This is a genomic window from Blastochloris viridis (genome assembly GCF_001402875.1).
GTDB lineage: Bacteria > Pseudomonadota > Alphaproteobacteria > Rhizobiales > Xanthobacteraceae > Blastochloris > Blastochloris viridis.
This window is the reverse complement of record NZ_CP012946.1, coordinates 40,054-65,652: the sequence shown is the minus strand read 5'-3', so window position 1 is coordinate 65,652 and position 25,599 is coordinate 40,054. Positions and strand designations below refer to the sequence as shown.

The window sequence follows — 25,599 nt, the reverse complement described above, 5'->3', positions numbered from 1 at the left end:
CGCATCTCTTCCGAGAGATATGACCTTTTTGTAACTTCCTGCAGTGCGGATCCTATCTCCTCGCGCAGCCACCCAGGAGAAAGGCCAGCTGTATCGCTCATTGGAGTCTCCCTTGACAAATCCCGAATCGCCCCCTCAGGCGCCGTGCGACTTTAACGAGGATGCCCTTCTTAATCGAGAACCTTTAAGAGGTTCCCCAATCAAATTTGTCTCTCCCGTCGACTATCCAGATTTAGTTTTTGCGTTAGCCGGCCCAGTTGGAGTTGATATCGACTATATCCAGCAATCGATATCCGATTGCCTCAAAAGTTTTGACTACTCAACAGAATTTATTCGAATTACTGAAATTATGCAGGACATAAAGTGCAGCAAAACTATCGACTGCACGGATATGTTAAAAGAATACCAATCAAAAATAGAGTATGCAAATGAACTTCGGAGGGCCTATAGAGCGAAGGACTTACTTGCTGCCCTTACAATAAGCGCTATTAGCAAGCTACGCGAGCAAATAAAAGAACGGGACGAGGCCACAAACAAATCAAATATTCAGCCATCCCGACGAAAGCTCGCTTGGGTGGTACGCCAACTCAAAACTCCCGAAGAAGTTCGTCTTCTTCGAGCGGTTTATGGAAAGCAATTTGTGTTGGTTTCAATTTACAGCTCGCCGCAACGGCGTGAAGATTTTTTAATTTCAAAAATAAAGATCAAGTCACGTGGGACTATAGATAACAATACTTCTAGCGAAGGCGCCCAGAGACTGATTGAAAGAGACAGCAAAGAGGATAATGAGTACGGTCAAAACCTATCAGGAACATTTTGTCTCGGTGACATATTTGTAGATTCTAACAACAAAGAGTCTGCAATTGTATCAATAGATCGCTTTTTGAACGCTTTTTTTGGGAGCAACGAAATCTCCCCAACGAGAGACGAATATGGAATGTATTTGGCGAAGACCGCATCCTTGCGATCCTGTGACCTCTCTCGTCAAGTTGGCGCCGCGATTTTTTCAAAAACCGGCGAAATTATTAGCCTTGGGTCAAACGAAGTACCCAAAGCGGGCGGAGGGACCTATTGGACCGGAGACAACGCCGACAGCCGCGACATAAGACTCGGGCATGATCCAAATGAAATTAATAAAGTAGAGATTTTTGCAGAGATTATATCTCGACTTTTAGAAGATAAACTTCTTTCAAATGATCTTTTGAACAAAGATGCGGCCAGTATTGTTACAATACTTCTTTCAAAAAATGAGGGCAAGCGCTACAAAGACTTGCGTGTTATGGATATAATTGAGTTTGGCCGTATCATCCATGCAGAAATGTCTGCAATCTGTGACGCAGCTAGGAATGGAAGAGCAATAATTGGCGCGACCCTTTTTTGTACAACATTTCCTTGTCATTTATGCGCTAAACACATTGTGGCGTCAGGAATTGGTAGAATTGTCTATTTAGAACCGTACCCGAAAAGTTACGCCAAAAAGCTCCACAGCGATTCAATTCAGGTAGAAGACCATAGTGATAGCGAAAAAGTTTCTTTCGAGCCTTTTATCGGGATTTCACCCTCACGTTACCGCGAATTATTTGAGGGCGGTCGAAGGAAAGATCCATTTGGTGAGGCATTAAAGTGGAAGAACGATCCACGAAAACCGGTCATTGACGTCGTCGTTCCACCGCATTTTGAGGCAGAAAAACTTGTGATTGCGCAGCTCGGAAAATTAATCGTATCTGGTACTGGCTGACCGACCTTTGCAGCAATGGGAATTTTGGTTTGCATGGGCCAATGAATGAATTAATTGAATACAATGAAATTCCTCGATCAGGCCAAGGTATATGTGAAGGCAGGCGACGGCGGCAACGGTTGCGCCTCGTTCCGCCGTGAGAAGTTCATCGAGTTCGGCGGGCCGGACGGCGGCGACGGCGGCCGCGGCGGCGACGTCGTCATCCTGTGCGTCGACGGCCTCAACACCCTGATCGACTACCGCTACCAGCAGCACTTCAAGGCCGGCCGCGGCGGCAACGGCATGGGCAAGCAGCGCCACGGCGCCGGCGGCAAGGACATCGTGCTCAAGGTGCCGGTCGGCACCCAGGTGTTCGACGACGACCAGGAGACCTTGCTCGCCGACTTCACCGAGGTCGGCCAGCGGGTGGTGCTGCTCACCGGCGGCAATGGCGGCTTCGGCAACATCCGCTTCACCACCTCGACCAACCGCGCCCCGCGCCGGTCCAACCCCGGCGAGGTCGGCGGCGAGCGCTGGATCTGGCTGCGCCTCAAGCTGATCGCCGACGCCGGACTGGTCGGGCTGCCCAATGCCGGCAAGTCGACCTTCCTGGCGGCGGTGTCGGCCGCCCGCCCCAAGATCGCCGACTACCCCTTCACCACCCTCCACCCCAATCTCGGCGTCGCCCATGTCGGCGAGCGCGAATTCGTCATCGCCGACATTCCCGGCCTGATCGAGGGCGCCCACGAGGGCGTTGGCATCGGCGACCGCTTCCTCGGCCACATCGAACGCTGCCGGGTGCTGCTGCACCTGGTCGACGGCACCACCGAGCACGCCGGCAAGACCTACAAGGCGGTGCGCAACGAACTCGCGCTCTACGACGGCGGCCTTGCCGACAAGCCCGAGGTGGTGGCGCTGTCGAAGGCCGACGCGCTCGACCCCGACACCCTGAAGGAGCAGGTGGCGCGGCTGAAGCGCGCCGCCAAGCGCACGCCCTTGGTGCTGTCGTCGCACTCCCACGCCGGCGTCACCGAGGCGCTCCGGGCGCTGGTCGCGGTGATCGACTCGGCGAAGGAGGCCGAGGCAGAGGCCGAGCACCTCGCCGCGGCGGAGCCGTGGCACCCTTGACCATCGCTGCACCGGCATCATGGCTCGTGCCCAGCCGATGCCGGTTGCCAACCCGCCCCGCCCGTGCAACAGCGCGGCCATGACCGCCTCCGCTCCGATGTCGACCGTTCAGCAGCCCGCGCCCCAACTCGCCTCGTTCCGACGCATCGTCGTCAAGGTCGGCTCGGCGCTGCTGGTCGACCCCAAGGAGGGCGTGCCGCGCACCGAATGGCTGAGCTCGCTCGCCGCCGACCTCGGCATGCTGCACCGTCGCGGCACTGACCTGATGGTGGTGTCGTCGGGCGCCATCGCGCTCGGCCGCACCGTGCTCAAGCTCGGCCGCCGGCCGCTGAAGCTGGAGGAAAGCCAGGCCGCCGCCGCCGTCGGCCAGATCGCGCTCGCCAGGGTGTGGTCGGAGACGCTGGCGGCGGAGGGCATGAAGGCCGGCCAGATCCTGCTGACGCTGGGCGATACCGAGGAGCGGCGGCGCTACCTCAACGGCCGCAACACCCTCGACAAGCTGCTCGAGCTCGGCGCGGTGCCGGTGATCAACGAGAACGACACCGTCGCCACCACCGAGATCCGCTACGGCGACAACGACCGGCTGGCCGCACGGGTCGGCACCATGGCCTCGGCCGATCTGGTGGTGCTGCTCTCCGACGTCGACGGCCTCTACACCGCGCCGCCGCAGAAGGACCCCACCGCCACCCATCTTCCGGTAATTCCACGCATCACCGCCGAGATCGAGGCGATGGCTGGCGACGTCGGTTCCGAGCTGTCGCGCGGCGGCATGCGCACGAAAGTCGAAGCGGCGAAGATTGCGACCTCGGGAGGGGCCCACCTCGTCATCGCCTCCGGCCGGGTGTCGAACCCGCTGCGCGCCATCGAGCAGGGCGCGCGGGCGACCTGGTTCCTGACCCCCGCCAACCCCGTCACCGCCCGCAAGAAGTGGATCGCCGGCTCGCTGGAGCCCAAGGGCACGCTCTACATCGATGCCGGCGCCTGCGCCGCGCTGAAGCGCGGCAAATCGCTGCTGCCAGCCGGCGTCATCAAGATCGAGGGCGCATTCGCCCGCGGCGACGCCGTGATCGTGCGTGGCCCCGACGGCGACGAGGTGGCGCGCGGCCTGGTCGCCTATGACGCCGAGGACGCCGCCAAGATCCTGCGCCGATCCTCGGAGGACATCATGATGATCCTCGGCTTCTCCGGCCGCACCGAGATGATCCACCGCGACGACATGGCGTTCGCGGGGGAGTGACGTCGCCGGCGGCGGGTGGACACGCGCGGCGCCCATTCCGAAACCGCCATGAGGTCAGGCCGGCTCAGCCGATCAGCCTCATCAGGCTGTCATAGCTGATCCAGCCCATCGCCGCCGCGATCGCCGAAAAAGCCCCGACGAATGCGAAGAAGGCGTTGGGCCGCTCGTCACGAAAGATCGCGAACTCGTCCGAGCCGATCGGGCCGTAGGCCTGGGCGACGCCGTCGCGCAGGCATAGAAAGACGTAATGGATCAGCGCCAGCGTATTGATGAGAAAGATGATGAATACGCTGACGGAAATGAGATGTTCCAGCATCGCAGCCGAACCCCAGAAGACCGGCTCTGCGTGGCGGAGCCGAACATGGTGCGAACGGGGGAGGCGCAGCTATCGCCCAGCCGCGCCGAACGAGCAAGCCCCGATGCCGGGCCCGGCAGCAAAGCCGCGCGGGCGCGCGGCTTGCGCTCGCGGCCGACCCCCGCTCTGTGATAGGACAGCGCCCCGCCACACTGGCGGGCTGATGGAACTCAACCATGACCGCGACCGACGCCACGGCTCCTGACGACCTCGACGCAATGATGCTCGACATCGGCGCCCGTGCCCGCGCGAGCGCCCGCGCCCTGGCGCTGACGCCGGGGCCGCGCAAGGACGAGGCGCTGAAGGCGATGGCCACAGCGGTGCGCACTGAGGCCGAGGCCATCCTCACCGCCAACGCCGAGGACGTTGCCGACGCAACGGCCGGCGGCGCCGACAAGGCGTTCCTCGACCGGCTGGCCCTGACCCCCGAGCGCATCGAGGCGATCGCGGCCGGGCTCGACGTCGTCGCCGGCCTCAGTGACCCGGTCGGCTCGGTGCTGGCGGCCTGGACCCGGCCCAACGGCCTGATGATCGAGCGGGTGCGGGTGCCGATCGGGGTGATCGGCGTGATCTATGAGAGCCGGCCGGGCGTCACCGCCGACGCCGGCGCGCTGTGCATCAAGGCCGGCAACGCCGCCATCTTGCGCGGTGGCTCGGAGAGCCTGCGCTCGGCCACCGCCATCCACCGCGCGCTGGTGCGCGGCCTGAATGAGGCGGGGCTTCCCGCCGACGCCATCCAGCTGGTGCCCACCCGCGACCGCGCTGCGGTCGGCGCCATGCTCGCCGGGCTGAACGGCGCCATCGACGTCATCGTGCCGCGCGGCGGCAAGGGCCTCGTCGCGCGGGTGCAGGCCGAGGCACGGGTGCCGGTGTTCGCGCACCTGGAGGGCATCTGCCACGTCTATGTCCACGCCGGCGCCAACCTCGACACCGCCAAGGCGGTGGTGCTGAACGCCAAGATGCGGCGCACCGGCATCTGCGGTGCCGCCGAGACCCTGCTGGTCGACCGGGCGGTGGCCTCGACCCACCTTCAGCCGCTGGTCGCCATGCTGCTCGACGCCGGCTGCGCGGTGCGCGGCGACGCGGCGGTGCAGGCGGCCGATCGCCGCGTCACGGCGGCGGCGGCGGCCGACTGGTCGACCGAGTACCTCGACGCCATCATCTCGGCCAAGGTGGTGGACGGCATCGAGGCCGCCATCGCCCACATCGAGCGCTACGGCTCCCACCACACCGACGCCATCATCACCGAGGACTTCACCGCCGCCGAGCGCTTCCTCGGCGAGGTCGACTCCGCCATCGTGCTGGTCAATGCCTCGACCCAGTTCGCCGACGGCGGCGAGTTCGGCTTCGGCGCCGAGATCGGCATCGCCACCGGCAAGCTGCACGCCCGCGGCCCGGTCGGGGTCGAGCAGCTCACCAGTTTCAAGTATAAAGTGCGCGGAAATGGGCAGACCCGGCCGTGATCCGGCTTCCGGCAGATCCCTCTGTGATCCCGGACGCGATATCGCCGAAGATCCTGTTTCGACGCCAAGATACTCGGCGAGCGGGCTCGAAGGCTTGGCCGGCGGCAAACCGCATGGCGGCGCCGGCGTGCCGGCGCGGCTGCCGGCCACCGCGGCCGGGCTGAAGGTCGGCCTGTTCGGCGGCTCGTTCGACCCGCCCCACGCCGCCCACCGCGCCGCCTCGTTGCTGGCGATGAAGCGGCTCGGGCTCGATTTCGTGTGGTGGCTGGTCACGCCCGGCAACCCGCTGAAGGCGACCGCCGGGCTGCCGCCGCTCGAGGCCCGGCTTGCGGCGGCACGGGCGCTGGCACGGCATCCGCGCATCAAGGTGAGCGGGATCGAGGCCGAGATCGGCACCCGCTACACCTTCGACACCCTGGCCTATCTCACGCGGCGCTGCCCCGGCGTGCGGTTGGTCTGGATCATGGGCGCCGACAACCTCGCCGGCTTTCATCGCTGGCAGCACTGGCGCGACATCGCCGATCTGCTGCCCATCGCGGTGGTCGACCGCGGCGGTGCCCATTGGCGGCCGCTGGCCGCCCCGGCGGCACGCGCGCTGGCGCGCAACCGGCTGGCCGAAGACAACGCCCACGCCCTGGCTGGCGCCACCGCGCCGGCCTGGGTTTTCCTGCACGGGCTCAAGTCGCCGCTGTCGTCGACTGCCCTGCGGCAACGTCAACGACGCCCGGCGACCTTGGCGCAACCGACGACGTATTGAAACCGTCGCCCGTCATGACGTATTCTAGATTTGGCGCCGACTGTCGGCGCCGCAGAGAAAAGGTAGGAATCCCTGTCCACCCAAGCCCTGTCCGCGGTCGAAGGCTCCGTCCCGACCGCGCCGGTCTCGATGGCGCGTCCTGCCGCTAGCGAGATCCTCACGATGGTGCTCACGCGCCTGGACGACGATCAGGCCGAAGACACCGTGACCATCGATCTGGCCGGCAAAACGCCGATCGCCGATTGGATGGTGGTCAGTTCCGGCCGGTCGCAACGGCATGTTGGCGCCATCGCCGATCACATTGTCGAGCACCTCAAGAGCCACGGGGTCGATGGCGTGCGGGTCGAGGGTCAGCCGCACTGCGACTGGGTGCTGATCGACGCCGGCGACGTCATCGTCCACGTCTTCCGGCCGGAAGTGCGCGGCTTCTACAACATCGAGAAGATGTGGTCGGGCGTCGGTCCCGACGGCCGCACCCGCGCATCCTGACGGCCGGCTGGGCGGTGCGGATTGTCATTGTCGCCGTCGGCCGGCTCAAATCCGGTGCCGAGCGGGAGCTTGAGACGCGCTACCTCGAGCGAGCCCGCGCGCTGGGCCGCGGGCTTGCCCTCGCCCCGGTCGATCTGACCGAACTCAGCGAGAGCGCCGCCCGCCGGGCCGAGGCCCGCATCGACGAGGAGGCCGTTCGCATCGCCGCGGCACTGCCGGCAGGTGCGAGCGTGATCGCGCTCGACGAACGCGGCAAATCGCTCGCCAGCACGGATTTTGCCGCCCACATCGGCCGTGCCCGCGACAGCGGTCGCGGCACGCTCGCCTTCGTCATCGGCGGCCCGGACGGCTTGGCGGAGGCGCTGCGGGCGCGGGCCGAGCTGGTGGTGTCGTTCGGCGCGCTGACCTGGCCGCACCAGCTGGTGCGCGTCCTGCTCGCCGAGCAGGTCTACCGCGCCATGACCATCCTGTCCGGCCACCCCTACCACCGCGCCTGACGCCGGCGGTGACGCCATGGTTAACGGATTATTGCCGTGGGCCGGCTCAAGCACTCTCCGCAGGCAGGTGCCGGCTTTGCGAGAGAGTGCGATACCTCAAAGGCTTAGATCGGCCGCTGGGTGCGATCAGATCGGTGGTACGCCCTAAAGGAGAACCGCCGATCGCGGCAGCGCCGGCCGGCGACGCGCGAAATCCTGCCCCATCTTTGCCCGAACCTGGGTTTATCCAGGTGCCAGATCATGTCCCGCTGATGCGCCGCCGCCCGAGAGTTCCGGAGATCGCCCTCATCGCTGCCCTGCTGGCCTGGCCGCATCCTGCCGTTTCCCAGGACAAGCCGGTCGCCAGCCGGGAGGAGAAGGCGCGCGAACTCGACAAGGTGCGCGAGGATCAGAAACGGGCCTCGGAGGCGGAGGCCCGCATCCGCGGCGAGATCGAAGCCATCCGCAACGACCGCAAGGCGCTGACCCAGACCCTGATCGACACTGCGGCGCGCATCCGCGGCGTCGAGGCCAAGATCACCGAGTCCGAGGCGCGGCTGCCGCAGCTCGATTCCGACGAGGCCCGCATCCGCACCGCGTTGAACGGCCGCCGCAAGCTGCTGGCGGACCTGCTCGCGGTGCTGCAGCGGATGGGCCGCGCGCCGCCGCCGGCGCTGATCGCCCGGCCGGAGGACGTGCTGGAAGCGGTGCGCAGCGCCATGCTGGTCGGCTCGCTGCTGCCCGAACTCCGGCTGGAGGCGCTGGCTTTGGCCGGCGACCTCGCCGAGCTGGTGCGGCTGCGCCGCGCCATCGCCGACGAGAAGGCCAGCCTGGAGTCCTCGCGCACCGCCCTGGCCGAGGAGCACCAGCGCCTCACCGCGCTGGCCGAGGAACGCCAGAACCGCGAGCGCGACAGCGTGCAGGCGCTTGAGGCCGAGCGCCAGCGCACCAGGGACCTCGCCCGTCAGGCCGATTCCCTCGAGAAATTGATCTCCAGCATGGAGGCCGGCCCCGCCGCCAAAGCCGCCGAAGCGGCGGCCAAGGCGCCGGATCGCCAGCCCGGCAATGCCGCGGCTGCGCTGAAGGACGCCGGGCGACTGGCGCCGGCGCTGCCGTTCGCCCAGGCTAAAGGCCTGCTGCCGCTGCCGGTTAACGGCGTGCGGCTGCGCGATTTCGGCGAGAAGGACGGCCTCGGCGGCCTCGAGCGCGGGGTGTCGCTGGCAACCCGCACCAATGCCCAGGTGACCTCGCCCTGCGACGGCTGGGTGGTGTTCGCCGGGCCGTTCCGGTCCTATGGCCAGCTCTTGATCATCAATGCCGGCAGCGGCTACCATATTCTTTTAGCGGGCATGGACCGCATCACCGTGCAGCTCGGACAATTCGTCTTGACCGGCGAGCCTGTCGGCGGGATGGGTGGCGGTCCACGGGCTGCGTCTCTGGTGACGATCGGAACCAGCCAGCCGACTCTTTACGTCGAATTCCGCAAGGACGGAACGGCGATCGACCCTGGTCCCTGGTGGATATCGACAGACAGCGAAAAGGTTCGCGGATGATGCGCAGAACGCCCTTGTTCTTTCTCGGTGCGGCGGCCGGCGCCGTGCTGGCGGTGGTGGTGAGCCAACCTGGGCTGACCCAGTTCGGCGCGTTCGCCAAGTCGGCGGCCACGACCGATACCTACCGCCAGCTCAATTTGTTCGGCGACGTGTTCGAGCGTATCCGCTCCGATTATGTCGAGAAGCCCGACGACGCCAAGCTGGTCGAAGCCGCCATCAACGGCATGCTGACCTCGCTCGACCCGCACTCGAGCTATATGGATGCCAAGTCGTTCCGCGACATGCAGGTGCAGACCCGCGGCGAGTTCGGCGGCCTCGGCATCGAGGTGTCGATGGAGGACGGCCTGGTCAAGGTGGTCGCGCCGATCGACGACACCCCGGCCGCACGCGCCGGCATCCAGGCCGGCGACCTCATCACCCACCTCGACAACGAGGCGGTGCAGGGCCTGACGCTGCAGCAGGCGGTCGAGAAGATGCGCGGCCCGATCAACACCCCGATCGTGCTGCGTATTTCGCGCAAGGGCGCCGAGAAGCCGATCGAAGCCAAGCTGGTGCGCGACCTCATCCGCATCCGCGTGGTGCGCTGGCGCGAGGAAGGCGCCGATCAGGACATCGGCTACATCCGGCTGTCGTCGTTCACCGAACAGACCGCCGAGACGCTGAAGCGCGCGATCGAGGACCTCACCAAGAAGATCCCGGCCGACAAGCTCAAGGGCTTCATCGTCGACCTGCGCAACAACCCCGGCGGCCTGCTCGACGCAGCGGTCGACGTCACCGACACCTTCCTCGATCGTGGCGAGATCGTCTCGACCCGTGGCCGCAACAGTGAGGAAACCCAGCGGCGCAACGCCCGCGGCGGCGACCTCACCAAGGGCAAGCCGATCATCGTCCTGATCAATGGCGGCTCGGCGTCGGCCTCGGAAATCGTCGCCGGGGCGCTGCAGGACCACAAGCGCGCCGCCGTGCTCGGCTCGCGGTCGTTCGGCAAGGGCTCGGTGCAGACCATCATCCCGCTCGGCCAGAACGGCGCCATCCGCCTGACCACCGCGCGCTACTACACCCCGTCTGGCCGCTCGATCCAGGCCAAGGGCATCGAGCCCGACATCGAGATGATCCAGGACATGCCGGACGAGCAGAAGGCCAAGGCCGCTGCGGTCGGCGCCGGTGAGCCGCGCGGCGAATCGTCCCTGCGCGGCCACCTCAAGAACGACAAAGAGGAAGAGAAGACCGGCTCGCCGGCTTACGTTCCCGCCGAAGCCAAGGACGACAAGCAGCTGCAGATGGCGATCGACCTTTTGAGCGGGAAGATCACCAACGCCGCCTTCCCGCCAAGCACCAAGGCTGGCGTGCCGAACTGAGCGGCGTCTGCCGCCCCTCCCCAATGCAAACGCCCGGCCTCGGCCGGGCGTTTTCGTTTGCAAAGCGGTGCAACGCCAGGGAGGCTGGCTTAAGCTTTTGGTAAAGAATGATGTTTTCGTAACCGGGTTTTCACTTTTCCCGATCATGATCTAGACTGTGACGATGATTCGGCCTGAGTGGCGCACGACCCATGTCGGTGGATGATCTTCAGCAACCGTTGGGCACGCCGCCAACCAAACTCGGCAGCTCGCGCTTCAAGGCCTTTCGCACGCGGCTGTTTCGGTTCCCGCTGGTGCTGATGATGACCGGCGCCGGGGCACTGTTCCTCGCCGCCATGGTCGGCTGGATGATGACCGTCAACGACCCGCTCGGCGGCGAACCGGTGGCCCGGGTCAAGATCATCGGCACGCTGGACGAGGCGTCAACACCGCCCCCAGCGTCGACGCCGCCCCCCGCCGCCAGCACGTCCGCGGCGACGGCCGCGCCCGCCCAGCCGGCGGTCAACGTGATCGACGGCCGCAGCGGCAAGACCAACGAGGTGGTGGTCGGCGGCAGCGGTGGAACCGAAGGCGGCCAGCTCGCGCCGGCGCCCGACCCTCGCCTGATCGAGCAAACCCGCCACGGCAACGTGCCGCGGATCGGCAGCGATGGCGCCCGGCCGTTCGATGCCTACGCCCGAGCGGCGCCGGCGCTCTCGCCCGCCAAGGCGGCAATGCCGCGCATCGCCATCGTCATCGGCGGCCTTGGCATCAGCGCCAACGGCACCAGCGAGACCATTGCCAAGCTGCCGCCGGAGGTGACGCTGGCGTTCGCGCCCTACGGCACCGATCTTGAGCGCGTCGCCGCCCGCGCCCGCACCAAAGGGCACGAGCTGCTGCTCCAGGTGCCGATGGAGCCATTCGACTATCCCGACAACGACCCCGGTCCGCAGACCCTGCTGACGACGATGACGGGCGACCAGAACGTCGACCGCCTGCAGTGGTTCCTGTCGCGGTTTCCCGGCTTCATCGGCGTCGCCGCCTATATGGGGGCCCGCTTCACCTCATCGGAAAGCGCACTGTTGCCGGTGATGCGCGACGTCACCCAGCGCGGACTGATGTATCTCGACGACGGCGCCTCCCAGCGCAGCGTGACGCGGGAGATCGCCGGCGGCCTCGGCACCACGTTCGCCCGCGCCGACGTCGTGCTCGACGCCGTCGCCTCGCCGGTCGAGATCGACAACGCGCTGATGCGGCTGGAGAAGCTCGCGGGTGAGCACGGCACGGCGGTGGGCTTCGCCTCGGCGATGCCGGTGTCGGTCGAGCGCATCGCCCGCTGGGTGCGCGAGGCGGAGAGCCGCGGCTATCTGCTGGTGCCGCTCAGCGCCGTCGTCGCCCGCAACAAGAAGCCGGTCTGACCTCCTCCGCAGCACCTGCCGCTGTGATAGGCTGGTTGTATCCACGGAAATCGCAGCGGCCTGCAACCATGGACGACCTGCTTAAGGAGTTCGACACTTACCGGGCAATTGCCCTGTTTGCTCTTCTTGCGCTGCCGGGGTTCATCTCGATCCAGGTGTGGCGGCTTCTGGTTCCGGCAACCGAGCGCAATCTGAAGGATATTATTCCGGAAGCGCTGGCGTTCGGGCTACTCAACGCAGCCGTTGGCGCGCCGCCGGTACTGCTGTTCGCCGCCACGCCCGGCCAGGCTTACGGCTTCGCATTTCTCGTGCTGGTGGTGCTGCCGACGCTGTGGCCTTTCGCGGTGCGGTCAGCACTTGAGCGGCTGGAGCGGGCAAACCTGATCTTGAATCGGGCGCGAACCGGATGGGACGCGGCGTTTCTTCGGCGGGAGCCGTATTTTGTCATCGTCCACCTCAAGGACGGCCGCCGCATCGGCGGATATTACGGCACCGACTCCTATGCGGGGCTCCATCCTTGTTCCGGCCACCTTTACCTGGAGCAAACCTGGACTCTCGACGCTTCCGGCCGCTTCGTCACGCCGGTGGCGGACTCCCGGGGGCTGGTGCTCCGGCCTGACGATTACCATTTTGTTGAACTGTTCTCCCCTGGCCAGGAGGCGAAGAATGTCTGACGGGTCCAAACAAGGCAGAACAACGTTCGGGTGGGGCGTAGCAGCGCTGCCGCAGGGTTCGGGCGACCGCGTGACAGTGCGAAACGGCACCTCAGCGGCGGCAAAGCCATCGCCCAGAACGCCGCACGTCGATCCCCGCCCGCCCGCTGGCGGCTCGGCTGTGCCCCCGGCGGGCGGCCAGAAGAAGTAGCTGGCTTCGCGGCGGCGCTTGAGTGGTGTGGTTGGTTCGGGCAATGAGAGGCTCCGGCGTTTTGAAGCCGGTTGTAGATGCGCAAAATGGCCCGCCACAAAGACGTCTCTCCCGAGCACCTGCCTTACCGCCGTTGCGTCGGCGTGGTGCTGCTCAATGCCGAGAACCTCGTGTTCGTCGGCAGCCGCACCGAAGGACCCGAGCACACCGACAGTGCCCGCCCCTGGCAGATGCCGCAGGGCGGCATCGACGACGGCGAGGAGCCCTACCCCGCCGCGTTGCGCGAGCTCTATGAGGAGACCAACGTCCGCTCGGTCGAGCTTCTCGCCGAGGCCCGTGACTGGTTCACCTACGATCTGCCGCCCGAGCTGGTCGGCCACGCCTGGAAGGGCAAGTATCGCGGCCAGACCCAGAAATGGTTCGCGCTGCGCTTCACCGGCACCGACAGCGAAATCGACATCCACCACCCCGCCGGCGGCGCCCACCCGCCCGAGTTCAAGGCGTGGCGGTGGGAGCGGCTGGAGCGGCTGCCCGAGCTGATCGTACCGTTCAAGCGCGCGGTCTATCACCGCGTCGTTCAGGAGTTCGCCCACCTTGTCGGCTGAGCCGTTTCGCTGGCGGCCGCTGTCGCCGCGCGACCTCGGCGACGTGATGGCGGTCGCCGAGGTGGTGCACGCCGCCTACCCGGAGCGGCGCGAGAGCTTCGCCGACAAGCTGGCGCTGGCGCCGGACTGCTGCTTCGGTCTTGCCGGGGCGAACGACGTCTTGGCCGGCTACGCCGTGGCGTTGCCGTGGACGCGCGGCGAGACGGTGGCGCTCGACGCTATGCTCGGCCAGCTCCCCGCCCGCTGCGACGCGCTCTACATCCACGACATCGCCATTCTGCCGGCGGCGCGAGGGCGCGGGCTGGCCGGCGCGGTCGTCACGCTCCTGGCCGAGGTGGCACGCCGCCACGACGTTCGCGCCATGACGCTCACCGCGGTCTATGGCGCGGAGGCGGTGTGGTCGCGGCACGGTTTCCACCCGGTCGAGACGGCGGCGTTGCGCGCCAAGCTCGCCTCCTACGGCAGCGAGGCGCGTTACATGGAACGGCTGCTTGGTTGAACGGTATCCCGGCCGCACCAGCCCCCCCCCCGGCCAATCCAAAGCGACAGCCTGCCCGCACAAACAAAACGGCCCGGCAGATGCCGGGCCGTTTTGTCGTTTGGTTGAAAGAGCCGGTCAGTGGCCGGGCGTCGGTCCCGCCGCCAGCCCGCTTTGGGCCAGCGCGGCGCGGAATTCGCGCAGCTGCTCAAGCTTCTCCTGTGCCGCCTGGCGCTTGGCATCGTCGGTGGCGTCGGCGACGTCTTCCTCGGCGTCCTGGATCTCCTGGGCAAGCCGCGCGGCGTCGAGCTCCTCAAGCGGCATGGCCACGGTCGCCAACACCGTCAACCCGTCCGGCCGCGCCTCGGCGAAACCGCCGCGGACGAACAGGTATCGCGGCTCGGTGCCGGCGGCGAAGATCGTCAGCAGCCCGGGCTTCAGCGTCGACATCACCGGGGCGTGGCCGGCGAGCACGCCGAACTCACCATCGGAGCCCGGCACCACCACTTGCTCAACCTGACCGGAGAACACCAGCCGTTCCGGGCTCACCAACTCGAAGGGAAATTCGGCCATGTCTCAGCTCTCGGTCTTTCAGCCCACGTCGTCGTTCAATCCACCCGGACCCGGTCGGTCCGGCCGCGATCCCTTTCGCAAGGGACCCCGGCGGCGCGATCGCTCCGGCCGGAGCCGTTCGGCCGCTTACGCGGCCTCGGCGGCGAGCTTCTTGCCCTTCTCGACCGCCTGCTCGATGGTGCCGACCATGTAGAACGCCGGCTCCGGCAGGTGATCGTACTTGCCTTCGCACAGACCCTTGAAGCCTTTGATGGTGTCCTCGATCGCCACGAACACGCCCGGCGAGCCGGTGAACACTTCGGCGACGTGGAACGGCTGCGACAGGAAGCGCTCGATCTTGCGGGCGCGCGCCACCGTGGTCTTGTCCTCTTCCGACAGCTCGTCCATGCCCAGGATGGCGATGATGTCCTGCAGCGCCTTGTAGCGCTGGAGGATCTGCTGAACCTGGCGGGCGATCTGGTAGTGCTCGTCGCCAACCACGCGAGGGTCGAGCATGCGCGAGGTCGAGTCGAGCGGATCGACCGCCGGATAGATGCCCTTCTCGGCGATCGAGCGCGACAGCACGGTGGTGGCGTCAAGGTGGGCGAACGAGGTCGCCGGCGCCGGGTCGGTCAAGTCGTCGGCCGGCACGTAGATCGCCTGCACCGAGGTGATCGAGCCCTTGGTGGTGGTGGTGATGCGCTCCTGCAGCGCGCCCATGTCGGTCGCGAGCGTCGGCTGATAGCCCACCGCCGACGGAATACGGCCGAGCAGCGCCGACACTTCCGAACCGGCCTGGGTGAAGCGGAAGATGTTGTCGACGAAGAACAGAACGTCCTGGCCCTGGTCGCGGAAGTACTCCGCCAGGGTCAGGCCGGTGAGGCCGACGCGAGCGCGGGCGCCGGGCGGCTCGTTCATCTGGCCGAACACCAGGGCGCACTTGGAGCCGGTGGTCTCGCCATTGTTCGCCTTCGGGTCCTTGTTGACGCCGGACTCGATGAACTCGTGATAGAGGTCATTGCCCTCGCGGGTACGCTCGCCGACGCCAGCGAACACCGAATAGCCGCCGTGGGCCTTGGCGACGTTGTTGATCAGCTCCTGGATCAGCACGGTCTTGCCGACGCCGGCGCCGCCGAACAGGCCGACCTTGCCGCCTTTGGCGTACGGCGCGAGCAGATCGACCACCTTGATGCCGGTGACCAGGATTTCGGATTCGGTCGACTGCTCGGTGTAGCTCGGCGCCGGCGCGTGGATTGGCATGCGCAGCTCGCACGGAATGGCGCCCGCCTCGTCGACCGCGTCGCCGACCACGTTCATGATGCGGCCGAGCGTGCCCGGTCCGACCGGCACCGCGATCGGCTGGTCGGTATCCTTCACCGCCTGGCCGCGCACCAGACCTTCGGTCGAGTCCATCGCGATCGTGCGGACGGTCGACTCGCCGAGGTGCTGGGCCACTTCCAGCACCAGGCGATGGCCCTGATTCTCGGTCTCGAGCGCGTTCAGAATGGCCGGCAGATGGCCCTCGAACTGCACGTCGACGACGGCGCCGATGACTTGGACGATGCGTCCGAGCTTGCTGTCAGCCATGTTAGTCTCCGAAATGCTCAAATGACGGTCAGCGTGACGGGAACGTTCCCGCGCGTCGCCTTGGAATAGGGGCAGATGGCGTGGGCGTCCTCGGCAAGGGCCTGAACCTTGGCCTTGTCAGCGCCCGGAATTTGGACCTTGATCTCGACGGCGAGCGCGAAACTGGTCGCGTCCTTGTCGATGGCGACATCGACGGTGACCCGCGCCGCGGAACCGTCGACGTCGTGTTTCTTGGCGAGCGCCAGGATGGCCTGGCCGAAGCAGGACGACCAGCCGAGCGCGAACAGCTGCTCGGGATTATGGCCCTCGCCGTTGCCGCCCATCGCCTTGGGCAGCGCCATCGCCAAGGCCAGCTTGCCGTCCTCGAGAAGGGCGCGCCCGTCGCGCCCGCCTTTGGTCGTCGCCGTGGTGGAGTAGGCCATCGCAGATCCTCCCTCGCCCCCCGGCTTACAACGCCTCGGCGCCCGAGATGATCTCGATCAGCTCTTTCGTGATCATCGCCTGACGAGTGCGGTTGTAGGTCTGCGTCTGCTTCTTGATCATCTCGCCGGCGTTGCGGGTGGCCGCGTCCATCGCGGTCATGCGCGCGCCCTGCTCGGAAGCAGCGTTTTCCAGCAGCGCCCGGAAAATCTGCACCGAGATGTTGCGCGGCAAGAGATCGGCGAGAATCTCGGTCTCGTCCGGCTCGTAGTCGTAGACCGCCTTCGGCGCGTCGTCCGCCGCGGCCGGGAACGAGGCCGGAATGATCTGCGTCGCGGTCGGAACCTGCGCGATCACCGACTTGTAGCGCGAGAAGAACAGCGTGCAGACGTCGAAACTGCCAACCTCGAACAGGCCGATCACCTCTTTGGCAATGGCCTCGGCATTGACGTAGGCGAGGTTGCGCACGCCGCGCAGCTCGACCGTCTTGACGATCTGCTTGTCGAACTGCCGGCGGAGCTGGTCATAGCCCTTGCGGCCGACGCAGAAGAACGTGACCTCCTTGCCCTCGGCCATCAGCGCGTGGGCGCGTTCGCGCACCAGCCGGATGATCGAGGAGTTGAACGGGCCGCACAGGCCGCGCTCGGAGGTGCACACCAGCAGCAGGTGCCGCTGCTGCGAGCCGGTTCCGGCCAGCAGTTTCGGCGCCTGCGAGATGTCGGACACCGCGCCGGCAATATTGCCGAGCACTTGGTCCATCCGTTCGGCGAAGGGCCGGGCGGCCACGGCGGCAGCCTGGGCACGGCGCAGTTTCGCCGCGGCCACCATCTGCATGGCCCGGGTGATCTTCTGCGTCGCCTTGACCGAGGCGATGCGGTTGCGAAGTTCCTTCAGGCTCGCCATGGCGCGGGTCGGATCCTGATGCTGATGCCGCCCGCGGTCAGGCGAAGGTCTTGGCGAAGGTGTCGCACGCCGACTTGAGCTTGGCGCGGACGTCGTCCGCGAGCGCGCGCGTGGTGCGGATGGATTCGAGAATGTCGGGATGCTGGCTGTAGAGATAGCCGAGCAGCCCCTCCTCGAACGCCCGCACCTTGTTCAGGGGCAGCGGGTCGAGATAGCCCGAAGTGCCGGCGAAGATCACCGCCACCTGCTCCTCCATCTTCAGCGGCGAGAACTGCGGCTGCTTGAGGAGCTCGGTGAGGCGGGCGCCGCGGTTCAGCATGCGCTGGGTGGAGGCGTCGAGGTCGGAGCCGAACTGCGCGAATGCCGCCATCTCGCGGTACTGCGCCAGCTCGCCCTTGATCTTGCCTGCGACCGACTTCATCGCCTTGGTCTGGGCCGCCGAGCCGACGCGCGACACCGACAGGCCGACGTTCAGCGCCGGGCGGATGCCCTGGTAGAACAGGTCGGTCTCCAGGAAGATCTGGCCGTCGGTGATCGAGATCACGTTGGTCGGGATGTAGGCGGAGACGTCGTTGGCCTGGGTTTCGATCACCGGCAGCGCGGTCAGCGAACCGGAGCCATTGTCGTCGTTCATCTTGGCCGCGCGCTCGAGCAGGCGCGAATGCAGATAGAACACGTCGCCGGGATAGGCTTCGCGGCCGGGCGGGCGGCGCAGCAGCAGCGACATCTGGCGGTAGGCGACGGCCTGCTTGGACAGGTCGTCATAGAAGATGACCGCGTGCATGCCGTTGTCGCGGAAGAACTCGCCCATGGCGCAGCCCGAGAACGGCGCCAGGAACTGCATCGGCGCCGGGTCGGAGGCGGTGGCGGCGACGACGATCGAATATTCGAGCGCCCCGTTCTCCTCCAGCGCCTTCACGAACTGCGCGACGGTCGAGCGCTTCTGGCCGACCGCGACGTAGACGCAGTAGAGCTTGACGTGCTCGTCGGTCGACTTGTTGAGCGGCTTCTGGTTGAGAATGGTGTCGAGCAGGATCGCGGTCTTGCCGGTCTGGCGGTCGCCGATCACCAGCTCGCGCTGGCCGCGGCCGATCGGGATCAGGGCGTCGATCGCCTTGAGGCCGGTCGCCATCGGTTCATGGACCGACTTGCGCGGAATGATGCCCGGCGCCTTGACGTCGACGCGGCGACGCTCGGTGGACGGGATCGGACCCTTGCCGTCGATCGGATTGCCAAGCGCGTCGACCACGCGGCCGAGCAGGCCCTTGCCGACCGGCACGTCGACGATGGCGCGGGTGCGCTTGACGGTGTCGCCTTCCTTGATCTCGCGGTCGTTGCCGAAGATCACGACGCCGACATTGTCGATTTCCAGGTTGAGCGCCATCCCGCGGATGCCGTTCCCGAACTCGACCATCTCGCCGGCCTGGACGTTGTCGAGGCCATAGACGCGCGCGATGCCGTCGCCGACCGACAGCACCTGCCCGACTTCCGAGACTTCCGCCTCCTGGCCAAAGCCCTTGATCTGCTGTTTGAGGATCGCAGAAATTTCAGCGGCGCGGATGTCCATCAGCCGACCTCTTTCATCGCGTGCCTGATCGCGTTCAGTTTGGTGCGCAGCGACGCATCGACCATGCGGCTGCCGAGTTTGACGGTAAGACCGCCGATGAGCGCCGGATCGACAGTGAGGTCGATCGCGACGTCCTTGCCGGTCACGGAATTGAGCGTTGCGGCCAGCGCCGCACGGTGGGTCTCGGACAGCGGCTCGGCCACCGTCACCTGGGCGCGAATCTCGCCACGGTGGCGCGCGACCCGGGCGCGGAATGCCCGCAGGATGTCCTGCACCGCGAACAGGCGGCGATTGGCGGTCACGGTCCGGAGGAAGTTGCCGGCAAGCCCGCCGATTTCCGCCTTCTCGAGCACCGCCGTCAGCGCCCGAAGCTGCTCGTCCGAGCCGTACACCGGGCTGCGGACAAGATACAGCAGATCGGCACTGGCACTGAGCAGAGCCTCGAAGCGGTCAATATCGGCGGAGACGGCATCGACCATGCCGGCTTCCAGCGCGAGTTCGAACAAGGCGGTCGCGTAGCGACCTGCCATGCCGGATACGATCGGGTCTTCGCCTTGCACGTCGCGTCTCGGGCTAATTCACAAGAGCGCCGCCAGCGCCAAGGCTGGCGCGCCGAAAGCCCTTGGATTCCAAAGGAACTCTGCCGAGGGTCAGGGATAACCGGCCCAACCCGTCAAGCCGGCCGGCTGAGTAGCACGACTGACCGGGGGCTGCAACACGACGGTGTGCCCAAATACTCGACGCGATCCCGGGCCATTGGTCGGATGCCGGCCGCGGCATTGGTTGCGCGCGTAACGTTGCCCGGAAACCGTCCTGTTCGCCGCTGCCGACCTCATGGCGCGACCTCATGGTGCGGAGGCGGCGAAGCCGCCGTCTCGACCCATCAGCTCGCCGCAACGCGCGTCAGCCTCGCCCGTCGCGACCGCCCTTTCAAGCCGCATCACGCGCGGTCAGACGAACGCCGCTCGCGTCCTCCGCCAGTCACGCGAAGCTCTGCGGGTCGACATCCACCGCCAGCGTCACGTTGCTCCGCGGCGGCGGCACCTTGGCCAGCCACTCCCGGACATAGTCGGATACGTTCACGGCCCGCGCGGCCCGCACCAACAGGCGCACCCGGTGGCGGCCGCGCAGCACCGCGATCGGCGCCTCGGCCGGCCCCAGCACCCGCACCCCGTCGCGGCTCGGGGCGGCGGCGGCGACGGTGCGGGCGTAGGCTTCGGCCGCCGCGGCATCGGCCGCCGCCACCAGCAAGGTGGCGAGCCGGCCGAACGGCGGCAGGCCGGCGCGCTCGCGGGCGGCGATCTCGGTATCGTAGAACAGCTCGCGGTCGCCGGCGATCAGCGCCGTCATCACCGGGTGCTTTGGCTGATAGGTCTGGATCAGGCCGCTGCCGTGGCCCGATTCGCGGCCGGCCCGGCCCACCACCTGGTGCAGCAACTGGAAGGTGCGCTCGGCGGCGCGCGGGTCGCCATGGGCGAGGCCGAGGTCGCCGTCGACGATCCCCGCCAGCGTCAGGCGCGGGAAGTGATGGCCCTTGGCGATCAGCTGGGTGCCGATGACGAGGTCGACCTCGCCGCGTTCGATCGCGGTGATCTCCGCGCGCAGCCGTTCGACCCCGACCACGAGGTCCGACGACAGGATCGACAGCCGGGCGTCGGGAAACCGCGCCTGCGCTTCCTCGGCCAGTCGCTCGACGCCGGGCCCCACCGCGACGAACGACTCCGCCGCCTGGCAGTGCGGGCACGCGGTCGGCCGCGGCATCGAGTAGCCGCAATGGTGACAGACCAGCCGGCGGCGGAAGCGGTGCTCGACCAGCCAGGCATCGCACGACGGGCAACGCAGGCGGTGGCCGCAGGCGCGGCACAGCGTCAGCGGGGCGTAGCCGCGGCGGTTGAGGAACAGCAGCGCCTGCTCCTGGCGGGCGATGGTCGCCTCGATCGCCGCCACCAGGCTGGGCGCGATCCAGCGGCCGCGCTCGGGGCCCTGGCGGGTCATGTCGATCGCCGTGATCTCGGGCAGCGCCGCGCCGCCGACCCGGCTCGGCAGGGCCAGGCGGCGGTAGCGCCCGCGCCTGGCATTGACCTCGCTTTCGATCGAGGGCGTCGCCGACGCCAGCACGATCGGCACCTCGGCCAGGCGGGCGCGCACCACCGCCATGTCGCGGGCGTTGTAGGCGACGCCGTCCTCCTGCTTGTAGGAGGCGTCGTGCTCCTCGTCGACCACGATCAGGCCGAGATCGCGGAACGGCAGGAACAGCGCCGAGCGGGCACCGGCCACCACCTGGGTGTCGCCGGCGGCGAGGCCGCGCCAGGTGCGCTCGCGCCGGCGCGGCGGTACCTCGGAATGCCACTCCGCCGGCCGCACCCCGAACCGCTTGACGAAGCGCTCGAGGAACGCGGTGGTCAGCGCGATCTCCGGCAGCAGCAGCAGCACCTGGCGGCCGCGCCGCAGCGCCGCCGCCACCGCCTCGAAATAGACTTCGGTCTTGCCGGAGCCGGTGACGCCGTCGAGCAAAAAGGTGGCAAAGCCGCCGCGCGACGCCGCTGCGGCCAGGCTCGCCGCCGCCTCGGCCTGGGTTGCGCTCAGCGCGAGGGCGGGATGGTCGGGGTCGGGCCGGGCCGCCGGCACCTCCGGTGCCAGCTCGACCGCCTCCAGCGTGCCCTCGTCGACCAGCCCCTCGATCACCGCCACCGACACCCCGACCTCGCGGGCGAGGTCGCTCTTGCCGTAGCTGAGCCCGCCCTCCAGCGCCGCCAGCACCCTGGCGCGCTGCGCGGTCATGCGAGCGGGCTCAGGCCCGGCGCGGCGGATGCCGGCGCGGGGCCGCGGCGGACCGAGATTTTCGTTGAGGCGCAGCGCCATGCGCAGCACGGCGCCGCGCGGCGCCACGGTGTAGCCGGCCACCCATTCGATGAAGTTCATCAGTTCGGGCCGGAACCCCTCGACCTCGACCCGGCCGTCGATCTTGCGCAGCTTGGCGGGGTTGGCAAAGCGCGGCGTGGCACCGAGCGACCACACCACCCCGGTCACGGTGCGCGGGCCGAGCGGTACGTGGACGAGGTCGCCGACCGCGACGGCGAGCCCGTCCGGCACGGCGTAGGAATAGGGCTGGTCGATGCCGAGCGGCACCAGCACTTCGGCGAATCGGGCGGTCATGCCATCATTTCGGGCTGCGCTCTGGGTGGCGCCACGCGGCGCGGCCGCGCCGCTTCGCCGATCAGATCGACGAAATCGAGACGATGAAGCGCGCGCTGCGCTGGTACGGGTTGCTGACCATCATGCCACAGCCCCGCGGCACGTGAATGCAGTCGCCCGCGTCCAGCGCATAGGCGGTCAGGCTGGCGCCGTCGTCAATGGCCAGCTCCAGCCTGCCGTCCAGCACCAGCACCTGATGCTCGGTGCTCTCGAACGGCGGATCGCGATAATCGCAGGCGGCGCCCGGCGGATATTCGATCTCGACCAGCTCGGTGAGGGCGCCGACGCCGTCGGGGGTCAGCCGGCGGCGGACGATGGCGGTTTCGGGATCGCGCCAGCTCGACTGCTCCGCCCGGGGGCTGACCCGCGACTGCACCGCGGCCGACAGCATCAGATCGACCATGCGCACGCCGAGCGCGACGCTGAGGCGGCGGACGAATCGGCCGGTGAGGCAGACGTTCCCGGTTTCGATATCGGACAGCGTGGCAAGGTCGATACCGGCGCGGCAGGCCAGATCGTCCAGCGTCAGGTCCAGTTCGAAACGCAATGTACGGATTCGCTCACCGACGATCCGATCCCAGTCCGATGAAGAACTGGTTGTCTTCATCTTTACACCCGCGCTGTCGTCCCGGCGTCAGGGGCCAATTTGACGAGGGTGGGCCCAATTTGACGATGATCGTATGATGCCATGAATCGCGACCACGCGCGTCTCGGTTCTCACGGTCGCCCCCGCTTGATATCGGCGACGCCAGCCCGTCGACAACCCGTTCGGCACGAGGCTGTCACCCATGTCATAGGCACAAACCGTCACCTATGTCTCCAGGCTGGACACAGCGTAGGCTGGCGGTCCCGGAGGGAGTCGAACCCCCGACCAACGGTTTAGGAAACCGCTGCTCTATCCTGCTGAGCTACGGGACCACGACGGCTTCCTACCACATCGCCCCCGCCTGCGCACAACCCTCGCCGTGGTCGTGCCGCACTGTCGCCCGAATGGGATTCTTTTTCTAGGGCGAGGGAGCATCCGATGGCGGCGGGGTGGACGGCCAACATCGCCCGGGCTGGGCGGCGGGTTCTGGCCATGGCGGCGGCGCTTCATGCCGGTGGCTGGCCGATGGCCGCCGCCGCGCAGACCGCCGCGGCCGACGCCGGCGCGGTCGCGGCGTGCGCGCCGCGGGTCGCGGTCCGCGGCCGGGTGGTGGCGGCAGCCGGCGCCGAGCTGACGCTGGCGGATGGCACCTTGGTGGTGAGCCCCAGCCTGCGATTTGCCGCCGCCGACGGTTTCCGCGCCGCCATCGGCCGTACCATCGCGGTTCGCGCCGGCGCCCCGCCCGACCGCTGGGGCCGGCTGTCTGCTGCGGCGATGGTGGCGGAGGACGGTACCTGGCTCGAAGCGCTGGCGATCGAGGACGGCCGCGCCATCGTCGCGATTCGTCCCGGCGCCAGCTGTGCCGGTGCCCTGCTGGCGCGCGAGGCCCGCGCGCGGGCGGCCGGGCTCGGTCTGTGGGCCGATCCGGCCAACCGCCCGGTGGCGGCGGACGATCTCGGCCGCCTGCGCCGGCTGGAAGGCCGCTATGCCGTGGTCGAGGGCCGCATTTCCGCCGTTGGCGGGCGTCGTGGGACGGTTTATGTGAATTTCGGCCGGCGCTGGAGCGAGGATTTCACCGTGCTTGTGGCCGCGCGCGACCGCCGGGCGTTTGCGCGGGCCGGCCTCGACCTGGAACGCCTGGTCGGGCGGGCGGTGCGGGTCCGCGGCCATCTCGAACTGCGCGGCGGTCCCGCCATCGCGGCACTGGCGCCCGACCAAATCGAGCTCCTTGAGGCCAACCGGTGATCGACCTCCGGCAGCAAGCATGGCGTGGCCCGCAAGGTCGCCTTGGCCGCCTCGGTGCGGTGCTACGGCTCAGCGCTGTCGTGGTGCTCGGCGCGCTGGTGGTCGGCTGCGGCACCATCGGGCTGCCCGAGGGCGGGCGCCCGGACCCCGACGTGCCGCGGGCGCGGCTGACCTCGCCGCCGCCGCCGGCCCGCGGCGAAGAGCGCGAGCACGCCCGCATCCTCGCCAGCTATGGCGGCGCCTACAGCGACGTCGCGCTGCAGGCCTATATCGAGACCACCATCGAGCGGCTGGTGGCGGCGTCGGAGCGGCCGGATCTGCGCTACCGCCTCACCATCCTCAATTCGCCCTCGGTCAACGCCTTCGCGCTGCCGTCGGGCTCGCTCTACGTCACCCGCGGCCTGCTGGCGCTGGCCAACGACCGCGCCGAGCTGGCCTCGGTGCTGGCGCACGAGATGGCGCACGTCGTCGCCCGCCACGCCGTCGCCCGCGAAGAACAGGTTCGCCAGGCCGCCATCGTCTCGAAAGTGATTTCCGACGTGCTGCAGGACCCTCAGCTTGGCGCGCTGTCGATGGCGCGCTCCAAGCTGAGCATCGCCAGCTTCTCGCGCCAGCAGGAGCTGGAGGCCGACGTCATCGGCGTTGCCACCAGCGCCCGCGCCGGCTTCGACCCCTACGGCGCCTCGCGGTTTTTGAGCTCGCTCGCCCGCCACGGCGCGCTGCGCGACCAGGCGCTCGGCTCCGACCGCGCCGTCTCCGACACCGTCGATTTTTTGTCGAGCCACCCGTCCGCGCCGGACCGGCTGTCGATTGCCATCACCAACGCTCGCCAGTTCGCCGGTCCGGGCGACGCCGGCGAGCGCGACCGCGACGGCTATCTCGCCCGCATCGACGGCCTGACTTACGGCGACGACCCCAGCGAGGGCTATGTCCGCGGCCGCCGCTTCATCCACCCCAAACTCGGCTTCACCCTGATCGCACCGGACGGCTTTTCGCTGGAGAACACCGCGCAGGCCGTGCTCGGCGCCTCGCTCGGCGGCCGCGAGGCACTGCGGCTCGACGCGGCGCGGATGGGCGGCACCGACGATCTCTCCGGCTACCTGTCGTCGGGCTGGATCGAAGGCGTCGAGACCGCCTCGGTGGAGGTGCTGAACCTCAACGGCTTCGAGGCGGCGACCGCGGTGGCGCGCGGCAAGGAGTGGTCGTTCCGGCTCTACGCCATCCGGTTCGGCAGCGAGGTCTATCGGCTGATCTTCGCCGCCCGCGCACTGACGCCGGACATCGACCGCCAGTTCCAAACGGCGGCGCAAACATTTCGGCGCGTCAGCTTGGAGGAGGCCGACCGGTTGCGCCCGCTCCGGCTCAAGATCGTCACCGTCGGGCCGGGCGAGACCGCCGACAGCTTCGCCGACCGCATGGCCCAGCTCGATCGGCCGGTCGAGCGGTTTGTCGTGCTGAACGGGCTCGACCGCGCCAAGCCGCTGCAGGCCGGACAGAAGGTCAAGACCGTGGTCGAGTGATGCGATTTCCGTTTGATCAGCTCGGCTCTTCCTTCCCTCTCCCCTTGCGGGAGAGGGTGCCGAGCGATCTTTAGATCGCGAGGCGGGTGAGGGGGCCTGCTGCGCAGAAGGCTGACATACCCCTCACCCGGCTCGGATTTCGCTGCG

24 protein-coding genes and 1 tRNA gene are annotated in these 25,599 nt (G+C 67.5%); 15 read left to right on the top strand and 10 right to left on the bottom strand.

The window, feature by feature from the left end; all coding sequences use genetic code 11:
* The first annotated feature begins 112 nt into the window (after positions 1–112).
* From BVIR_RS16190 to proB, 3 genes are all read left to right on the top strand, one after another.
* Positions 113–1,738, top strand: coding sequence for an anti-phage dCTP deaminase (locus BVIR_RS16190; RefSeq protein ID WP_145911921.1), 1,626 nt, complete (start codon positions 113–115; stop codon positions 1,736–1,738).
* Positions 1,739–1,801: 63 nt separating this feature from the next.
* Positions 1,802–2,845 (top strand): GTPase ObgE, encoded by a 1,044-nt coding sequence (obgE, locus tag BVIR_RS00325; RefSeq protein ID WP_055035940.1) that lies wholly within the window; start codon positions 1,802–1,804, stop codon positions 2,843–2,845.
* Between the two features lie 97 nt (positions 2,846–2,942).
* Positions 2,943–4,082 carry a glutamate 5-kinase gene (gene proB / locus BVIR_RS00320; protein ID WP_055038564.1) on the top strand — a complete coding sequence of 380 codons (1,140 nt, stop codon included), beginning with the start codon at positions 2,943–2,945 and terminating at the stop codon, positions 4,080–4,082.
* Positions 4,083–4,146: 64 nt separating this feature from the next.
* Here the strand turns inward: proB and BVIR_RS00315 are convergent, their stop codons facing one another.
* Positions 4,147–4,398, bottom strand: coding sequence for a hypothetical protein (locus tag BVIR_RS00315; RefSeq protein WP_055035939.1), 252 nt, complete (start codon positions 4,396–4,398; stop codon positions 4,147–4,149).
* 215 nt (positions 4,399–4,613) lie between these two features.
* On the opposite strand from BVIR_RS00315, the gene BVIR_RS00310 reads away from it, so the two are divergent.
* The 10 genes from BVIR_RS00310 to BVIR_RS00265 all read left to right on the top strand — a co-directional run bounded on the left by BVIR_RS00310 (position 4,614) and on the right by BVIR_RS00265 (position 13,898).
* Complete coding sequence (locus tag BVIR_RS00310; protein ID WP_055035938.1) at positions 4,614–5,900, top strand: glutamate-5-semialdehyde dehydrogenase; 1,287 nt, start codon at positions 4,614–4,616, stop codon at positions 5,898–5,900.
* Positions 5,901–5,994: 94 nt separating this feature from the next.
* A complete protein-coding gene (locus tag BVIR_RS00305; protein ID WP_417852036.1) occupies positions 5,995–6,657 on the top strand; it encodes a nicotinate-nucleotide adenylyltransferase in 663 nt (220 codons plus the stop codon).
* 129 nt (positions 6,658–6,786) lie between these two features.
* On the top strand, positions 6,787–7,146 hold the full coding sequence (rsfS, locus tag BVIR_RS00300; protein ID WP_055035937.1) for a ribosome silencing factor: 360 nt from the start codon (positions 6,787–6,789) through the stop codon (positions 7,144–7,146).
* Between the two features lie 14 nt (positions 7,147–7,160).
* Positions 7,161–7,643 (top strand): 23S rRNA (pseudouridine(1915)-N(3))-methyltransferase RlmH, encoded by a 483-nt coding sequence (gene rlmH, locus BVIR_RS00295; protein WP_055038562.1) that lies wholly within the window; start codon positions 7,161–7,163, stop codon positions 7,641–7,643.
* Positions 7,644–7,873: 230 nt separating this feature from the next.
* The gene (locus BVIR_RS00290) at positions 7,874–9,175 is read left to right on the top strand and encodes a murein hydrolase activator EnvC family protein (RefSeq protein WP_236823640.1); all 1,302 of its coding nucleotides are present in this window, start codon (positions 7,874–7,876) and stop codon (positions 9,173–9,175) included.
* Positions 9,172–10,533: a S41 family peptidase gene (locus BVIR_RS00285; protein WP_055035935.1), complete on the top strand. Its 1,362-nt coding sequence runs from the start codon at positions 9,172–9,174 to the stop codon at positions 10,531–10,533. The genes BVIR_RS00290 and BVIR_RS00285 overlap by 4 nt, the downstream gene beginning before the upstream one ends.
* Positions 10,534–10,724: 191 nt before the next feature.
* The gene (locus BVIR_RS00280; protein WP_055035934.1) at positions 10,725–11,930 is read left to right on the top strand and encodes a divergent polysaccharide deacetylase family protein; all 1,206 of its coding nucleotides are present in this window, start codon (positions 10,725–10,727) and stop codon (positions 11,928–11,930) included.
* A 68-nt stretch (positions 11,931–11,998) separates the two neighbouring features.
* A complete protein-coding gene (locus BVIR_RS00275) occupies positions 11,999–12,604 on the top strand; it encodes a DUF6338 family protein (protein ID WP_055035933.1) in 606 nt (201 codons plus the stop codon).
* Between the two features lie 276 nt (positions 12,605–12,880).
* Positions 12,881–13,399, top strand: coding sequence for an RNA pyrophosphohydrolase (locus BVIR_RS00270; RefSeq protein ID WP_055038561.1), 519 nt, complete (start codon positions 12,881–12,883; stop codon positions 13,397–13,399).
* Positions 13,389–13,898, top strand: a complete 510-nt coding sequence (locus BVIR_RS00265) for a GNAT family N-acetyltransferase (protein WP_055035932.1) — start codon at positions 13,389–13,391, stop codon at positions 13,896–13,898. The genes BVIR_RS00270 and BVIR_RS00265 overlap by 11 nt, the downstream gene beginning before the upstream one ends.
* 117 nt (positions 13,899–14,015) lie before the next feature.
* On the opposite strand, the gene BVIR_RS00260 is transcribed toward BVIR_RS00265, so the two are convergent.
* The 9 genes from BVIR_RS00260 to BVIR_RS00220 form a co-directional block, all read right to left on the bottom strand.
* Positions 14,016–14,450 carry a F0F1 ATP synthase subunit epsilon gene (locus BVIR_RS00260; RefSeq protein WP_055035931.1) on the bottom strand — a complete coding sequence of 145 codons (435 nt, stop codon included), beginning with the start codon at positions 14,448–14,450 and terminating at the stop codon, positions 14,016–14,018.
* 126 nt (positions 14,451–14,576) lie between these two features.
* Entirely contained in the window at positions 14,577–16,016 is a 1,440-nt protein-coding gene (gene atpD / locus BVIR_RS00255; protein WP_055035930.1) for a F0F1 ATP synthase subunit beta, read from the bottom strand.
* A gap of 17 nt (positions 16,017–16,033) precedes the next feature.
* Positions 16,034–16,438 (bottom strand): organic hydroperoxide resistance protein, encoded by a 405-nt coding sequence (locus BVIR_RS00250; RefSeq protein WP_055035929.1) that lies wholly within the window; start codon positions 16,436–16,438, stop codon positions 16,034–16,036.
* 25 nt (positions 16,439–16,463) lie between these two features.
* Positions 16,464–17,339: a F0F1 ATP synthase subunit gamma gene (locus BVIR_RS00245; protein ID WP_055035928.1), complete on the bottom strand. Its 876-nt coding sequence runs from the start codon at positions 17,337–17,339 to the stop codon at positions 16,464–16,466.
* A 37-nt stretch (positions 17,340–17,376) separates the two neighbouring features.
* Positions 17,377–18,906, bottom strand: coding sequence for a F0F1 ATP synthase subunit alpha (atpA, locus tag BVIR_RS00240; RefSeq protein WP_055035927.1), 1,530 nt, complete (start codon positions 18,904–18,906; stop codon positions 17,377–17,379).
* Positions 18,906–19,466, bottom strand: coding sequence for a F0F1 ATP synthase subunit delta (locus tag BVIR_RS00235; RefSeq protein ID WP_082416499.1), 561 nt, complete (start codon positions 19,464–19,466; stop codon positions 18,906–18,908). The genes atpA and BVIR_RS00235 overlap by 1 nt, the downstream gene beginning before the upstream one ends.
* A 421-nt stretch (positions 19,467–19,887) precedes the next feature.
* On the bottom strand, positions 19,888–22,062 hold the full coding sequence (locus BVIR_RS00230; RefSeq protein ID WP_055035925.1) for a primosomal protein N': 2,175 nt from the start codon (positions 22,060–22,062) through the stop codon (positions 19,888–19,890).
* A gap of 61 nt (positions 22,063–22,123) precedes the next feature.
* The gene (locus BVIR_RS00225; RefSeq protein ID WP_082416497.1) at positions 22,124–22,708 is read right to left on the bottom strand and encodes a helix-turn-helix domain-containing protein; all 585 of its coding nucleotides are present in this window, start codon (positions 22,706–22,708) and stop codon (positions 22,124–22,126) included.
* A 234-nt stretch (positions 22,709–22,942) separates the two neighbouring features.
* Positions 22,943–23,019, bottom strand: a tRNA-Arg gene (locus BVIR_RS00220).
* A gap of 106 nt (positions 23,020–23,125) precedes the next feature.
* Between BVIR_RS00220 and BVIR_RS00215 the strand changes: the two genes are divergently transcribed.
* Both BVIR_RS00215 and BVIR_RS00210 read left to right on the top strand, forming a co-directional pair.
* On the top strand, positions 23,126–23,932 hold the full coding sequence (locus tag BVIR_RS00215; RefSeq protein WP_145911922.1) for a hypothetical protein: 807 nt from the start codon (positions 23,126–23,128) through the stop codon (positions 23,930–23,932).
* Positions 23,929–25,452: a M48 family metalloprotease gene (locus tag BVIR_RS00210; RefSeq protein WP_236823638.1), complete on the top strand. Its 1,524-nt coding sequence runs from the start codon at positions 23,929–23,931 to the stop codon at positions 25,450–25,452. The genes BVIR_RS00215 and BVIR_RS00210 overlap by 4 nt, the downstream gene beginning before the upstream one ends.
* The last annotated feature ends 147 nt before the right edge of the window (positions 25,453–25,599 follow it).

Bases quoted from the DNA above. Each gene is read 5' to 3' on its own strand.
- obgE (WP_055035940.1), top strand. From the start codon at position 1,802: ATGAAATTCCTCGATCAGGCCAAGGTATATGTGAAGGCAGGCGACGGC.
- proB (WP_055038564.1), top strand. From the start codon at position 2,943: ATGTCGACCGTTCAGCAGCCCGCGCCCCAACTCGCCTCGTTCCGACGC.
- BVIR_RS00315 (WP_055035939.1), bottom strand. From the start codon at position 4,398: ATGCTGGAACATCTCATTTCCGTCAGCGTATTCATCATCTTTCTCATC.
- BVIR_RS00310 (WP_055035938.1), top strand. From the start codon at position 4,614: ATGACCGCGACCGACGCCACGGCTCCTGACGACCTCGACGCAATGATG.
- rsfS (WP_055035937.1), top strand. From the start codon at position 6,787: ATGGCGCGTCCTGCCGCTAGCGAGATCCTCACGATGGTGCTCACGCGC.
- BVIR_RS00285 (WP_055035935.1), top strand. From the start codon at position 9,172: ATGATGCGCAGAACGCCCTTGTTCTTTCTCGGTGCGGCGGCCGGCGCC.
- BVIR_RS00280 (WP_055035934.1), top strand. From the start codon at position 10,725: ATGTCGGTGGATGATCTTCAGCAACCGTTGGGCACGCCGCCAACCAAA.
- BVIR_RS00275 (WP_055035933.1), top strand. From the start codon at position 11,999: ATGGACGACCTGCTTAAGGAGTTCGACACTTACCGGGCAATTGCCCTG.
- BVIR_RS00270 (WP_055038561.1), top strand. From the start codon at position 12,881: ATGGCCCGCCACAAAGACGTCTCTCCCGAGCACCTGCCTTACCGCCGT.
- BVIR_RS00260 (WP_055035931.1), bottom strand. From the start codon at position 14,450: ATGGCCGAATTTCCCTTCGAGTTGGTGAGCCCGGAACGGCTGGTGTTC.
- atpD (WP_055035930.1), bottom strand. From the start codon at position 16,016: ATGGCTGACAGCAAGCTCGGACGCATCGTCCAAGTCATCGGCGCCGTC.
- BVIR_RS00250 (WP_055035929.1), bottom strand. From the start codon at position 16,438: ATGGCCTACTCCACCACGGCGACGACCAAAGGCGGGCGCGACGGGCGC.
- BVIR_RS00245 (WP_055035928.1), bottom strand. From the start codon at position 17,339: ATGGCGAGCCTGAAGGAACTTCGCAACCGCATCGCCTCGGTCAAGGCG.
- atpA (WP_055035927.1), bottom strand. From the start codon at position 18,906: ATGGACATCCGCGCCGCTGAAATTTCTGCGATCCTCAAACAGCAGATC.
- BVIR_RS00230 (WP_055035925.1), bottom strand. From the start codon at position 22,062: ATGACCGCCCGATTCGCCGAAGTGCTGGTGCCGCTCGGCATCGACCAG.
- BVIR_RS00225 (WP_082416497.1), bottom strand. From the start codon at position 22,708: ATGAAGACAACCAGTTCTTCATCGGACTGGGATCGGATCGTCGGTGAG.
- BVIR_RS00215 (WP_145911922.1), top strand. From the start codon at position 23,126: ATGGCGGCGGGGTGGACGGCCAACATCGCCCGGGCTGGGCGGCGGGTT.